We start from the raw sequence: 14949 nt of genomic DNA on the forward strand, positions 1-14949 counted from the left end.
ATGAATGTTTGTTGTTGATGAAGAGCCCTTGATATTTATGTGAATTGGTATTATCGATTGAACAATTTAATGAACATTTAACGAAGTATATTCTTAAAATTCACAACAATTATACTATTATTATATAAAAAAACCTCCCATTAAAGGAGATTTTTCGTCAAAACCTATTAACCTTCTACATTAATAACGACTTTCTTTCCTTTTGCTTTCATTAAAATCGGTATCACCAGCCAAAGTACTGTTACAATTAAAAACGCTAGGGAAATAGGACGAGTAAAGAATATCGAATAATCACCGTTCGATATGGTAAGTGCCCTGCGCATATTATTTTCAATCATCGGTCCTAAGACAAGCCCCAAAACGAGGGGTGCAATCGGATAATCATTTTTGCTTAGAAAATAACCAAAAACTCCGCATCCCAACAATAGCAGTAAATCATTTGTTGATACTTGAACTGCATATACCCCAAAAATCGAAATGGCAATAATTAATGGAATTAAATATTTTTTAGGCGTCTCAATGATTTTGGCAAAAACCTTTACTAAAGGAAGATTTAAGATTAAAAGCATAACGTTTCCTATAAACATACTAGCAATAAGTCCCCATGCTACTTGTGGATGATCTTCAAACAATAAAGGACCTGGTTGGACGTTATACATCATCAACGCCCCCATTAAAATGGCCGTCGTACCTGATCCTGGAATTCCTAATGTTAATAAAGGAATCATTGCACCTCCGGATGCTGCATTATTCGCCGTCTCTGGTGCAGCAACCCCAGCAATCGTTCCAGTTCCAAATTTGGATGGATTCTTTGAAATTCTTTTTTCTAAAAGGTAAGAGAAAAAAGATGCGAGAGTCGCTCCTGCTCCGGGTAATATCCCAACGAAAAATCCAAGAATGGATCCCCGGGCAATCGGACCGGCAGATTCTTTCATTTCTGCTTTGGAAGGAATCATATTATTAATTTTCGCAATGCCTCCCTCTTCCTCTTCTTTTTCAAGGATGGTCTTAAACACCTCTCCAAGTGCAAATAATCCTACGGCAATGGTTAAAAATTCAACCCCTTGATATAGCCATGGAATATTAAAAGTGAAACGAGCAATTCCAGAAACACTGTCGATTCCGATGGTTCCCAATAATAAACCGCAAACGGTCATAATTAACGCTTTCGTAACAGATTTTCCTGCCAATCCGCTTACTGCTGCAAGTCCTAAAAGCATAAGCGAAAAATATTCAGCAGGTCCAAACTTAAGGGCAATATTAGATAATGGTTCTGCCAATGCAATTAAAGCAATAAGTGTGACAATCCCGCCGACAAAGGAGCCGATTGCTGCAATGGATAATGCACTTCCTGCCCGACCCTTTTTTGCCATTTGGTAGCCATCCAATGTTGTAACAACAGAAGATGACTCACCAGGTGTATTTAATAAAATTGATGTGGTCGATCCGCCATACATCGCCCCATAGTAAACACCTGCAAGTAATATAATCGCACTCGTTGCGGCTGTTTCCGGCGGAAGCCCCCCCGTAATGGAAGCTGTTACGGGGATAAGCAGAGCCACCCCGCTCATCGGGCCAATTCCTGGCAAAACACCGACTGCCGTCCCAATTAATACTCCGACGAATGCAAATAGTAGATTATACCATATGACTGCCGTCCCAAATCCATGTACTAAATATTCAATGGTACTCATGATGTTTTTACTCCCCCTTTCCTAAGAAAACCAGACTGGCCATCCCGGCAATGTTCCCTTCAGCACTTCGACAAAAATAAAATAAACAACGCCGGAAAATGCAGCTGAGATAATAAGTGATGTAATCCATTTAGTCCTTTCCATCGTTTGAAAACACACAAATAAAAATAAAAACGTTGTAATCACATATCCAATAGTTTCTAACGTTAAAATATAAATCAATGTTGCCACGAAAATAATTAAAAATGGCTTATATTGCAGTTTTTCCTTTTGTGCTCCTTGTGACTGGGAACGAAAGGTTTCATAAAATAATCGAATACTTAATACAGCAAGAATAATTCCAAGAAAAAATGGAAAAATGTCAGGACCTACTTTACTTCCGTAAGAAGAGCTTGCCAGTTGCTTACTTCCAACGATAAAAAGGATGCCTACGGCTAAAAATAATACAGCAGCAACTCGGTCAAATTTGACGCTCATTCCAGATACCTCCTTCGAGAAAAATAGCGAAAACTGACCTGCAGGAGGGATCTTATCCAGTTCCCCCCTATCCCCTTGTCAGTCATTGCACTTATTTTTGCATACCTAATGCTTCTAATAATTGCCGGACTTGATGTTCTTGATCTTCTAAAAACGTTTTAAAGTCGTCTCCATTTTTATATTGCATTTCCCAGCCTTGTGTTTCGACTTCTTTTTTCCATTCTGGCGTTTCTACAAGCTTGCCGATTGTTTTTTCCCAATAGTCCTTCGCTTCAGCAGACATTTTTTCTGGACCGAAAATACCACGCCAAATCGTAAATTCTGCGTCAATGCCTTGATCTTTTGCAGTTGGAATGTCTTTAAAATCACCAGACAAACGTTCAGGAGATGTAACAGCTAAGACACGAATCTTTCCTGCTTTTAAAAATTCCTTGACACTGGAAGCATCTGTTCCTATTACATCTGCATTGCCGCCAAGCAGTGCTGTAATCGCTTCCCCGCCGCCATCATATGAAACATACTTAATTTTTGTCGGGTCTACACCGTATTTAAATGCCGGAAGAATGGCAACTAGATGGTCCATAGAACCTGGTGCGGAGCCTCCGGCAAAGGTTAGCTTTGTTGGGTCCTTTTTTACTTCCTCCAGCACAGATTTTAAATCCCTAAATTTAGAATCATTTTTTACTACAATAACTCCATAGTCTTTTGTCAGCTGAGCCAATGGAGTGGTATTTTTAACTCCATATGGACTGTTTCCTTCTTTTTTCAAATTGTTAATAATGATCGGTGGTGAACTTACAAATAACATATCGTTATTTTGTGCCTCTTTTGTTGCATATTCCGCCATGAAAACAGCCCCGCCGCCTCCAGGCTTGTTCTCGACGGTCAGCGGTACTTTGACAAGCTTTGTCTCACTTAGCACTTTTGTAAAGGAGCGAGCTGTCATGTCCCAGCCGCCTCCTGCTCCAGATGGTGCTACGACCGTAATGGACTTTTTCGGATAGCCGGTATTTTTTGTTGCGGAGCCGGATGTATCTTTGCTGCCGCATGCACCTAGGCTTAACGTCAAAGCCCCCGCACACAATATTGTGGAAAACTTTTTAACTGATATCATATAAATCCCCCTCATTTGAAAGCGTTTTCTAAATTTTATACTAATAAAAGTATTTTGATAGATTAGTCATTTAATGTGTATTAAAAACGATAACGCTATTTTGTTCATAAAGTTCACGGACACGATAAACATAAAAAAAACCCTATTCTTAAAGCAGAATAGGGTCTATAATATTTTACTCAAAAACGCCTTCGTTCTTTCATGTTTTGGATGGTCAAACAATTCAGATGGAATATTCTCTTCCACAATATAGCCGCCGTCCATGAATAACACACGATCGCCTACTTCGCGGGCAAAGCCCATTTCGTGCGTTACAATTATCATGGTCATGCCCTCTTTGGCAAGCTGTTTCATGACTTCCAATACTTCCCCAACCATTTCGGGATCAAGTGCAGAGGTTGGCTCATCAAATAGCATGATCTTCGGTTCCATTGCTAAGGCCCTGGCAATAGCCACCCGTTGCTTTTGGCCTCCTGAAAGTGAATCCGGGTAAGCATCCGCCTTTTCTAATAGCCCTACTTTTTTCAGGAGCTCAAGCCCTTTTTGGCGTGCCTTTTCCTTTTCCCACTTTCGTACATGTATTGGTGCCATCATAATATTTTCCATCACACTTTTATGGGGAAATAAATTAAATTGCTGGAACACCATTCCTACTTCGGTCCGGATATCATTAATATTTGTTTTAGAATCAGTTATGTCAGTGCCTTCGATGTACACATGACCATCTGTGATTGTTTCTAGTAAATTGATGCATCTTAAAAAGGTTGATTTTCCTGATCCGGAAGGGCCAATGACAACGACTACTTCCTGCGGCTTTATTTCAACATTAATTTCCTTCAAAACTTCATTATTTCCAAATGACTTTTTTAGATTCTCAACTTTAATCATTCCGTGCTCACCTTTCTTTCAATAAAATTCAAAAGATATGTGAGGGTGAGGGTTAAGATGAAATAGATAAGTGCGACGGTTAAATATGGCTCCCAGGGACGATAATACTCTCCTTGCATTGCACGCCCCCAATACATAAGCTCCGGTGCTGCAATAACAGCGCCAAGTGAAGAATCTTTGATTAGTACAACGAATTCATTGCCAAGAGGTGGAATCATTCTCTTTACCGCTTGTGGCAAAATGACAAGCTTCATCGCTTGTAAATGTGTCATTCCCAGAGACCTGGCAGCTTCCATTTGTCCTCTATCAATCGATTGGATACCTGCCCTGAAAATTTCAGAAATATATGCCCCCGCATTTATTGAAAGAGCCGTTATTAATGCTGCAAAAGCATTTGTTTTTCCTGTAAAAGTTGGAATCACTGCAAAATGTACGAGGAGAATTTGAACAAATAGTGGTGTTCCTCGAAAAAAATTGATATACCAAACAAATGGAAATCGTATTACTTTATTTTTTGACATCTTTCCAATTCCGATTAACAGACCAATAATCGTTCCGAAAATAATCCCTAATATGGAAACCTCTATCGTCGTAAGTGTTCCTTGTAAAAAATATGGGATATAGTGTGCAATTAGATCAAAACGAAAATTCATCGTACATCTCCTTCTATAAAGGTTTTAGTTGAATTCCTGTGCAAGGAATCCTATTTCATCACCAATGCAAATTCAAAAAGCGCCATAATACATAGGGTAAGAGAAAACAACTACAATTTGTTTTTATTAAAAGTCGCTTCCGTCAAAATAAAAAAATGCGTAACCCTTTCCGTTCGTTACGCAATTCATGTAAGCTTAAAATTGTTTTTTTAGTGCATCAATATTTGGCTCTGTACCAAACGTATTTTTATAAATTTTTGTATAGGTTCCATCATCTATAATTTGCTTTATTGCCTTGTCAAGATCTACTTTTAATTTACTGCCCTTCGGTAACATAATCCCATAGAATTCAGATGAAAAAGAAGGGTCAGTGATTACTTTTAAATTTTTGTCCGGATTGTTTTTGGCGTACTCTTCCACAACAGCATTATCTGCTACCACAGCATTTGCACCGCCTTTTAACAACTCCATAATTGCCAAAACATTACTTTCAAACTTCTTAATATGCTGTGAATCTTTGCCAAGAACTTTTTCCGCAATTTCTTGTCCAGTTGTCCCGTTTTGAACAGCAACTGTTTTTCCTTTTAAATCCGCACCCCTTTGAATAGAGCTATCCTTTGGTACGAGAATTTTATTTATAGATTCAAAGTAAGGTAGGGAAAAATCATAAGTCATTTGCCGCTTCTTATTAATCGTAATGGACGAAATACCTGCATCTGCTGTTTTACCTTGAACCTCCACAAATACCGGATCCCATCCAACATTCACCAATTCGTAGTCATAGCCTGCAGCTTTCATGACAGCATCTAATATATCCGCATCAAATCCAACAATCTTATCGCCATCCAATGATTCCATTGGAGCATAGGTGGCATCCGTTACTATTCTTAATTTCTTGTGTTGTGTCTCACCTGAGGCTGGTTTATCAGATGAGCCTGTAGTAGTTTTCTCACTTGTCCCACATGCCGATACAAGCAATAATAAGCTAATCGCTAGCGAAGAAAGGAACACCTTTAATAGTTTATTCTTCATAAATTTCCCCCTAGTAAACTTTTCCTATATTTCATCTATATTGAAAACGGAAATAGATTAGAAGGGGGAATGTTCGAAATAATTCTAGTAGTTTCTATTGGATATGCTATCATTCGACATTATCATGGACACCTCTGCGATAATACTCCTTCATCATTTCTTCGGGGACCATACTTCCGCCTGTTGCCCACACAAGATGTGTGGCGTTATCCATATTTGTTTGCAGCTTTTGGTTTGTTAGATATTTCTCCCCCTCTTTTTGACTAGCAAGCTGAATAGGACCGAAAAATCCTGCAAGTGCTGACGGCTCAAGAAAAATATTTTCCTGGTCTGCTAGTTCCCGAAGGAAATTGTAAAGCCTTTGATCTTGTATAGTAAAACATCCGCTCAACATATTACCAATTGTCTTCCCAACAAAGCTTGACGATCTTCCAACCGCTAAACCATCCGCATCTGTTCGATTATCCAGACCGAAATCAAAAACGGATACTTTATCCTGAAGTCCCGTCATTTGTCCTATTAGAAAGCATGGCGAATGGGTCGGCTCCGCAAAAAAGCAATGCACATGTTCACCGAATTCCATCTTTAGACCAAATGTTATTCCTCCCGGTCCTCCCCCTACACCGCATGGAAGGTAGACAAATAGTGGATGTTTTTCGTCCACTGTAATATCCATTTCCTCAAGCTGCTTTTTTAAGCGAGAAGCTGCGACTGCATATCCAAGAAATAAGTCCTTGGAATTCTCGTCATCGATAAAATAGCAGTTTGGATCCGCTTCTGCTTGTTTCCGTCCTTCTTCCACCGCTTTACTGTAGTCAGATGGATATTCAATTACGTTTACACCTTTGCTCCGCAAAAGATCCTTTTTCCATTGCTTCGCATCCGCAGACATATGAACAGTAACCTTAAAGCCTAACTCGGCACTCATGATGCCTATGCTCAAGCCTAAATTACCGGTTGATCCTACTGCAATTTTATATTGGGAAAAAAACTGCCGGAAATCAGGTGAAGCAAATATCTTATAGGAATCAGACGTTTTCAACATTCCATGCTCAAGAGCAAGCTCTTCTGCATGCTTTAAAACCTCATAAATACCTCCTCGAGCCTTAATAGATCCCGAGATTGGCAAGTCGTTGTCACATTTTAAAAGGAGTGTACCGTGAATGTCTAGTTGATAAGCTTGCTCCATGGCTTTTTTCATTTTATTTATTTCCACAAGCGGGGATTCGATGATTCCATTTGTGTTTTTCGTTTCAGGGAAAACAGTTTCGATATATGGTGCAAAACGTTGAAGTCGTTCCGCAGCTTCGGAAATATTAGAAATGGATAAATTAGTGTTTTTGTTTTTCGCATTATAATGCGGATTTACCCACAATACCTCGTCCATTTTGATCAGCTTATGTAGTAATGGATATTCCTCTATCCATTCTTGAACGCTTTTACCTTCTAATTTTGTGGACATTCCTAGACCCTCCTAAGATTTTCTTACATTTATTATATATCGGCATAAAAAATACTTGTCACATTACTTCTTTTTATTTTAATTGTTCATATAATTGTAATAATTTTCTGATTCTATTTTCAAAAGGAGGTTCAATCATTGAATAACATAACACACCGAGTTAGTGAAAAGTTAAGTGAAGCACATACTTTACCGTCATGGCTTTATACCAATCCCGATGTTTTAGAAATAGAAAAGAAAGAAATATTTAGCAGGACATGGCAATATGTTGGCCATATTAGCCAATTTACTAGAGCTGGTGATTATCTCACAACTGAAGTTGCAGATAGACCGATTATTGTCCTTCGTGGAAAAGATGGGGAAATTCGTGCCTTTTATAATGTTTGTTCACACAGGGCATCTAAACTTGTGGATGGTGAGGGAAATAAACCGCTTCTAGTTTGCCCATATCATGCATGGTCCTATAATTTGGACGGTTCTCTTAACAAAGCACCTAATATGATGGGGGTTGAGAATTTCGACCATAAGGATTTTTGCTTAAAAAAAATTAAACTGGAAATATTCGAATCTTTTATTTTTGTTAATCTTGATTCAAATGCTTCCCCGTTATCTGTTCAATTTCCTGGCTTGTTCAACCATGTAAAGGAAAATAATCTTGGTGATTTAAAAAGGGTACGTGTGAAGGAAACGATCTGCAAATCCAATTGGAAGATTGGTATTGATAATTATCTTGAATGTGACCACTGCTCCATTGTTCATAAGGCGCTCGTCTCAAAGGTCGATATGAATCAATATGAGTATAAGATGTATGATAATTATTCCTATCAGAGCACACCGCTCAAAGGATTGGATAGCAATTTCCCTTTAGGCCAAGGCGGCCGTTATTATTGGCTTTATCCAAATACATGGTTCTCGTTCGACCCAGGTCCTCCTAATCTATCGATACATCAATCAATCCCTATTGATCACAAGACAACGAAGTATGTATACACAACTTTTTTTATGAAGGAAGAGATAACAAAGGAAGAAGAGGAGCTAATGGCAATCGATCAATTGGTGCGTAAAGAGGATTTAGAAATTTGTGAAACGGTTCAAAAGGGAATTGATACTGGAGCATATACACAAGGTAGATTTTCTCTTACAGAAAATTTAGTTCACCATTTTCATTTACTTTTACAAAGAGATTTAGAAAAGGTTTTACCTTTATAAAACAAAATGTAAGCGCCTCCGTATTACTAATTTATCGGAAAATAGGTGATTGGGTATGGACCATGAAAATCAACCGAAACTAAAAAGGTCGATGAAGAGCAGACATTTATTCATGATGTCATTAGGAGGAATAATCGGTACTGGTCTATTTTTAGGATCTGGTTATGCAATCGGAGAAGCAGGTCCAGCAGGTGCTATCTTGGCATATTTAGTGGGCGGACTTTTAATGTATTTAGCAATGGTGTGCCTCGGTGAGTTATCCGTAGTGATGCCTGTTTCGGGTTCTTTTCAAGCACATGCGACACGATTCATCGGCCCCGCTACAGGCTTTGTCGTTGGCTGGATTTATTGGTTAAGCTGGGCATTATATGTTGGACTTGAATTTGTCGCAGCTGGTGTTTTAATGAAAAGATGGTTCCCCGACGTTCCTGTTTGGATTTGGTGTGCTTTGTTTGTCATTATTCTTTTTTCCATTAATTCGCTTACGACACGGAGCTTTGCTGAAACAGAATATTGGTTTGCAGGCATCAAGGTGTTAACAGTTATTCTTTTTATTATCGTCGGTCTTGGTGCAATCTTTGGAATCATCCCTATGCATAGTGATCCAGCTCCTTATCTGTCTAACTTTATCGGTGATGGCATATTTCCAGCTGGTATGGTAGGTGTATTCATATCGATGATGACGGTTATCTATGCATTTCAAGGTTCAGAAATTATGGGTGTAGCTGCTGGAGAAACGGAAGAGCCAGAGAAAAATATTCCAAAGGCAATCCGAAATATCGTATTTCGCGTCCTAATCTTTTATGTCCTTGCTATTTTTGTCTTATCCGCTCTTGTTCCATGGCAAAAAGCAGGAGTGCTGGAAAGTCCGTTTGTAACGGTATTTGATATGATTGGGATTCCGTATGCAGCTGATATCATGAATTTTGTTATATTAACGGCGATACTCTCAGTAGGAAATACCGGATTATTCGCCTGTACCCGAATTTTGTTTTCTCTTTCAGAAAGTGGGATGGCACCATCTATTTTTAAAAAGCTTAATAAACGCGGGGTTCCTTCTTACGCCTTACTTATTACCTTGGGATTTGCATTGCTTTCCTTATTAACTAGTATTGTGGCAGCGAATACATTGTTTGTTGTTCTATTAGCAATAAGCGGAATTGGCGGAACCCTTACATGGTTAGCGATTGCCGTTGCCCAATTACGGTTCCGTAAAAAGTTTGTGAAAGATGGAGGAAAGGTCGAGGATTTAGCATTTAAAGTCCGTCTTTACCCGTTTATTCCAATCCTGTGTATTGTTATGTGCTTATTTATCTTTGTTTTCACCGCATTTGACCCTACTCAGCGAACATCATTATATTGGGGATTTGGATTTATTATCGCATGCTATTTATATTATTATTTTGTTTTTACAAGAAGAAAGATGAGTCATTCTGATGTTCCATCCATTCCAATTTCAAAGGAAGATCTATAATATACTCGAAAAACCGCTGATTTAAGACTTCAAATCAGCGGTTTTTTTCTTGCTGCTTATCATGTAGATCATTTCTTCTACAATGAATGGTATTTCCTCGAATGCATTTCTTATGTGCAAACGCTCTGTTCGTTTATGTGCATCCTTTCCAAATGGACCTACATTTAGTACCGGAGCATTCAACTTTTCCATTCCCTTAAATGGCACATCATAACTATCTCCCCACACAGGTGTATTCGCTTCAAACGCTGTCCATCCTTCATAGGAATCCTGATAGTTAACGTAACTCAAATCACAAATACCATTAAAATAATGAATTCTTTCTACAGATAAATTATATTTTTCAAGTGCTCTTTCCGTCACGAATTTTACACATTCCTCTGCAAGCTCATTTCCAGCAGAATTTACTGCTGGGTAATAAGGAGGTGCATAAAGGATTACAATAGACGGTGAAAGCTCTTGGCATTGAATCATCAATTTATCCGTGATTCTGAACGACTTTTCACGGTCATCCCATTCCTGGTTTGCATGGATTTCCTTTTTTATTTCTTCTATATATTCCCATCCAAATTTATCTTTCGCATACTGCAGTAGCTCCTGATATCGAATAACTCTTACCTTTCCAACAGGTTCAACCCTGTGCTTTTGACAGACTTGCAAATAAACAGTATTGCAATCATTTGCCGCTTCATTGGCAATGCGCTCGAACAAATCCATGATTTCCGAAGCATTTCGTTTCATTAGAAAGACATTGTAAAGAGCCGTTGAACGGTATGGTGTCTGTGTAGAATACTCCAGCTTTAAGTCTTTCTGTTGAAGTGTAACAGGAACAGGTGTCCTTTCCCCTAATACGGTTTCTTGGAACTCTGTATTCCATTCCATTTTTTGTGTTAGAAACGAAGCGATAAATGGTGATGTAATTCCTCCAAACGGTTCTCCTACATGTGTTTCCTTTCCATAAAAGAGAGCGGCCGGCATAATTTTACCAATTGTTCCTGTGTAAATATAGTACTGAGGGTCTGCCGGCTTTTGTGAAAAGACTGGTTCCCCGTTCAAAAATAGTTTATACGTAAGATTATATTGTTCTTGCAAATGGAGCAGTACCGGAACTGCACATCTCATCCCAGAGGAATTTACCTCTTCATCTGGGACGGTTAACAGCAATAGATTAACCGGCCAATTTTCCAGACTTGCTTTTTCAATGAGTCTCATATGCATAGCAAGTCCCATTTTCATATCCATTGTTCCGCGGCCGAATAGGTATTCACCTGATTCTAGATCCTTTATAGCGTCTTGAGAGAAATCATCGTACTTTTCGAGAAATAACTGCGTTAATTTCTCCGGCATTGTTGAAAACGGTTGCAAATCACCATATTCCTCTGTGTTTACTGTATCAAAATGACTGATTAAACAAATAGTATCAGTGGCTTCAGGGTGTTTGTACATAGCTGTTAAAAATTGGCGTCCTAAATCAGCTTGATGCAAAGAGAGGTGTTCAGGATATTTTTGAAAATGCTCCAGATCCTTGAGCTTCTCCTTCAGCAGAATGGGAAATTGTTTCTCGCCGTCAGATAATGTAATACTCTTCCAGCTTACAAGCTCGCAAAGCAACTCTCTTAACTTCTCAGGAGTTCCCCATTTCATGTTAATCATTTTGCCTTAACTCCTTTTTATGTTTTTATAGACAAAATCCTAGTAATTTTTTTAAAACAACTAACTGTTTTTATTTTCTCATGGTGATGCTACTATTTTCTGCTGTTTTTGATTTTCTCGATTGTTTAATCTTATAGAATAGTATACAAAAAATTAAAAAGCCTATCCCGTAAAAGAGTCCAATTCGCTGTGTAGGATCAAAAGCTAGGAAGATGAGAATGAACAAACAAAATCCTAAACAAAATAACGGTACAAATGGATAAAAAGGAACTTTATAGTGTAATTCCTCTGTTTTTCCGCCCGCTTTTATATATTTCCTACGGAACATATACTGTGATAGAGCAATTCCCATCCATGAGATTGTGACAGATATTCCCGCAATGGACATTAGCAGTACGAATACCGTGTCGGCTGCCACGACACTTGTTAATAACGATAAAAGAGAAAAGATGATGGTAAAAATAAGAGAATTTAGTGGTACCTTTCGCTTGGATAATTTTCCAAATATCTTTGGTGCCATTCCATCATGAGACATAGACCAAAGTAATCGTGTTGAAGCATAAAGACATGAATTCCCTACTGATAATATGGCAGTTAAAATAATAAAATTCATGATACTTGCTGCATAAGGCACACCTGCTATGCTCATGAGCGTTACAAACGGACTTTCCAGCAATCCTAATTCTTTAGAAGGGAAAATAGCAGAGAGAATAATGATTGATGCTATATAAAACACAATGATTCTAAACAGAACATTTCGAATTGCTTTTGGAATGTTCTTTTCAGGACTTTCGCTCTCGCCTGCTGCAATTCCTATGAGTTCTGAGCCTTGGTAAGAAAAGATAACATTCATCATGGTAACAAATATTATTGGAATCCCTGCCGGAAAAAGACCAGTTGGGGCAAGATTCTTAAGAAAAGGTGTAGGACGGTCAGATAAGTGTACAAATCCAAAAATTCCAGCTACCCCAATGATAATAAAGACGATAACTGCAACTACTTTTATTCCAGAGAACCAATATTCTGCCTCTGCAAAGCCTCTGGTCGTTAATGCATTCAATGAAAATAGAAGAACAATAAAGACAGCACACCAAAGCCAAGTAGGTACATGTGGAAACCAATGTTTCATTAATATTCCTGCTGCTGTAAACTCCACTCCCGCTGTTGCAGCGGACCCAATGAAATACATCCACCCAAGTGAAAATCCTGCTGAATGGCCAATATATTCTGAGGCATATTTTTGGAATGAACCTGTGACAGGCATATGCACAGCAAGTTCACCTAGACAAACCATTACCATATATAGAATAAGACCACCTACTAAGTAACCTAATAAAGCCCCGCCAGCTCCCGCCTGGTGGATGGTGTAACCAGCGTTTAAAAAAAGTCCCGTTCCAATCACTCCGCCAAGTGAGAGCATAAATAGGTGACGTTTTTTCATTGAACGATTCAATTGTTCATGGGTTTTAATGTCTTCCATATATCCAAACCTCCTAACCTAAGAATCTTCCCTTATATATATATTTCTATTAGAATCGTAGAGATAGACAGCTCAAGCCGCCATCTTGCTTTTGGAATTCTGACATTTCAAGTTCAATTATTTGATAACCAGCTTCGTTAAGCTTTCTTTTTGTTTCTTCATAGCCCTTCGGAATAATGACATAATCATTAACTCTTATACAATTAGCACTATATTCATCCTCTTTTGTTACGATAATTTTCTCATAATGATCAAAGTCCGGGTGATCAACAAATTCCCCTGCAACAATGATTTGATTGTTCCCAAGATAAGCAATCCCTGTTTTCAAATGGAAAAACTCCTTTAATGGTACAATGGTTGCTTTGTAATCAGCAGACTCTAGTATCCTTTTTAATTGTTCTGCTCCTTCTTCATTGGTGCGTTCAGAAATTCCAATATAAAAATGGTCATCAATTTGTAATACATCTCCACCATCTAAGGTTCCTGGGGCTTTAATATATCGAATATCGTCATAATATTTTTTAATAACACTCTCCATTTCAATAATTTCTTTATTCCTCGTTTCTGCACCAGGGTTCGAAATAACAGCAAATTCAGGAGTTAATACAGCTGTATCTTCCACAAAGGTTGAATCAGGAAACTCATCACTTTCTAAAAGATATTCCACCTCTACTCCGCATTTCTTTAATGCTTGTATATAGTTATCATGTTGTACCAACACTTTTTCATAGTCTGGCTTTCCTAAATCGCTTGTTGTTAATCCATTTACATAGCTACTACTTGGTTTTTTTACAATAACCTGTTTAAACATTTTGATTCCTCCATCCGATTTTAATATGTGCGGATTACCGGCGAGGTTAAGCATGTTGGCCCGCCTGTTCCCTTATAAGAAATTTCTTTTCCCTTGTATTCATAAACTGTCGCACCCGCTTCTTCAAGTTGTTGTTTTGTGTATACGTTCCCATAAGGAAGGATGCAAACACGTGGTGCAAGCGCTAAGACATTACAACCTAGTGTAAGATATTCATTTTTAGGGACCTCAATTAACTGAATCTTACGCTTCAGTAAAAGCTGTCTAAAAAATACAGGCATCAATGGTGAATGTACTACTGCCAAATCATGATCCACCATACTGATGAATGACATTAAATGCAGACACTCTGACTCTCCTTGATCGTGCGGGAGCTGAACAACAATAAATTCTTCCACCAAGTGAGAGGTAATTTCTCGTAATTGTCGAATGGCTTCATCATTCGTCCGGTAACCCCGCCCTACTACAAGCGTTTTGTCATCCAACCAGATAATATCTCCGCCATCTGCGATAGCATCGCCTGTCAATTCACCAAGAATCGGGATGTTTTTTTCTAACAAAAATTCTTTATAAATCTTGGCTTCTAGCTGTCTCAATAATTTTCCGGATTTCAGAATAATGGCTCCCTCTTTTGTAAATTTAATTGGATCATGGGCATACAAGGAATCAAGTCCAGTTTCTTCTGAAAAAGGTAAATAGTCGATTTGATCAACATGCTCCTTCAAAATACTTACAAACTCCTCGTATTCACTTAATGACTCATCATAAATAGGTTCTTCCAGATAATTGTACTTTTCCCATTCATTGCTTAAATGCACTTGACTGATAAAGGCATCTTTTGGATGTTTTAAAATAACATGCTTTAGCTTATTAAACATAGAATGGCTATACTTCATTCTCATCACCTTTTCCGTATAGTGGAAAACAATTCCGCATAAAGGAAATGTTTATGTTTCGAGTATAAATGTATACCATTAAACGTGTCAATCTATTTAAAATAAT

The 14949-nt window shown here is 38.2% G+C and carries 13 protein-coding genes; 2 read left to right on the forward strand and 11 right to left on the reverse strand.

The window, feature by feature from the left end; genetic code table 11:
• Positions 1–167: 167 nt before the first annotated feature.
• The 7 genes from AN964_RS24345 to dsdA all read right to left on the reverse strand — a co-directional run bounded on the left by AN964_RS24345 (position 168) and on the right by dsdA (position 7320).
• Positions 168–1694 carry a tripartite tricarboxylate transporter permease gene (locus AN964_RS24345; RefSeq protein ID WP_055742364.1) on the reverse strand — a complete coding sequence of 509 codons (1527 nt, stop codon included), beginning with the start codon at positions 1692–1694 and terminating at the stop codon, positions 168–170.
• Positions 1695–1715: 21 nt separating this feature from the next.
• On the reverse strand, positions 1716–2171 hold the full coding sequence (locus tag AN964_RS24350; RefSeq protein WP_055742365.1) for a tripartite tricarboxylate transporter TctB family protein: 456 nt from the start codon (positions 2169–2171) through the stop codon (positions 1716–1718).
• Between the two features lie 91 nt (positions 2172–2262).
• The gene (locus tag AN964_RS24355) at positions 2263–3285 is read right to left on the reverse strand and encodes a Bug family tripartite tricarboxylate transporter substrate binding protein (protein WP_055742366.1); all 1023 of its coding nucleotides are present in this window, start codon (positions 3283–3285) and stop codon (positions 2263–2265) included.
• Between the two features lie 165 nt (positions 3286–3450).
• Positions 3451–4173: an amino acid ABC transporter ATP-binding protein gene (locus AN964_RS24360; RefSeq protein WP_055742367.1), complete on the reverse strand. Its 723-nt coding sequence runs from the start codon at positions 4171–4173 to the stop codon at positions 3451–3453.
• Positions 4170–4826: an amino acid ABC transporter permease gene (locus AN964_RS24365; RefSeq protein ID WP_055742368.1), complete on the reverse strand. Its 657-nt coding sequence runs from the start codon at positions 4824–4826 to the stop codon at positions 4170–4172. Before AN964_RS24365 ends, AN964_RS24360 begins: the two co-directional genes overlap by 4 nt.
• Positions 4827–5021: 195 nt before the next feature.
• The gene (locus tag AN964_RS24370) at positions 5022–5858 is read right to left on the reverse strand and encodes a basic amino acid ABC transporter substrate-binding protein (protein ID WP_055742369.1); all 837 of its coding nucleotides are present in this window, start codon (positions 5856–5858) and stop codon (positions 5022–5024) included.
• 109 nt (positions 5859–5967) lie between these two features.
• Positions 5968–7320: a D-serine ammonia-lyase gene (gene dsdA / locus AN964_RS24375; protein WP_055742370.1), complete on the reverse strand. Its 1353-nt coding sequence runs from the start codon at positions 7318–7320 to the stop codon at positions 5968–5970.
• Positions 7321–7458: 138 nt separating this feature from the next.
• Here dsdA and AN964_RS24380 point away from each other — a divergent pair, with 138 nt between their 5' ends.
• Together AN964_RS24380 and AN964_RS24385 are read left to right on the forward strand one after the other, a co-directional pair.
• Complete coding sequence (locus tag AN964_RS24380) at positions 7459–8529, forward strand: aromatic ring-hydroxylating oxygenase subunit alpha (protein WP_055742371.1); 1071 nt, start codon at positions 7459–7461, stop codon at positions 8527–8529.
• A 55-nt stretch (positions 8530–8584) separates the two neighbouring features.
• Complete coding sequence (locus AN964_RS24385; protein ID WP_055742372.1) at positions 8585–10003, forward strand: amino acid permease; 1419 nt, start codon at positions 8585–8587, stop codon at positions 10001–10003.
• A 21-nt stretch (positions 10004–10024) separates the two neighbouring features.
• Here AN964_RS24385 and AN964_RS24390 read toward each other — a convergent pair whose 3' ends face one another.
• The 4 genes from AN964_RS24390 to AN964_RS24405 all read right to left on the reverse strand — a co-directional run bounded on the left by AN964_RS24390 (position 10025) and on the right by AN964_RS24405 (position 14843).
• Positions 10025–11656: a M20/M25/M40 family metallo-hydrolase gene (locus tag AN964_RS24390; RefSeq protein WP_055742373.1), complete on the reverse strand. Its 1632-nt coding sequence runs from the start codon at positions 11654–11656 to the stop codon at positions 10025–10027.
• 70 nt (positions 11657–11726) lie between these two features.
• Positions 11727–13136, reverse strand: coding sequence for an amino acid permease (locus tag AN964_RS24395; protein WP_055742374.1), 1410 nt, complete (start codon positions 13134–13136; stop codon positions 11727–11729).
• 49 nt (positions 13137–13185) lie between these two features.
• Complete coding sequence (locus tag AN964_RS24400) at positions 13186–13947, reverse strand: dimethylarginine dimethylaminohydrolase family protein (RefSeq protein ID WP_126647835.1); 762 nt, start codon at positions 13945–13947, stop codon at positions 13186–13188.
• A 20-nt stretch (positions 13948–13967) separates the two neighbouring features.
• Positions 13968–14843 (reverse strand): dimethylarginine dimethylaminohydrolase family protein, encoded by an 876-nt coding sequence (locus AN964_RS24405; RefSeq protein ID WP_055742376.1) that lies wholly within the window; start codon positions 14841–14843, stop codon positions 13968–13970.
• Positions 14844–14949 lie beyond the last annotated feature (106 nt).

The sequence above is a fragment of the Heyndrickxia shackletonii genome, assembly GCF_001420715.1.
Classification (GTDB): domain Bacteria; phylum Bacillota; class Bacilli; order Bacillales; family Bacillaceae_C; genus Margalitia; species Margalitia shackletonii.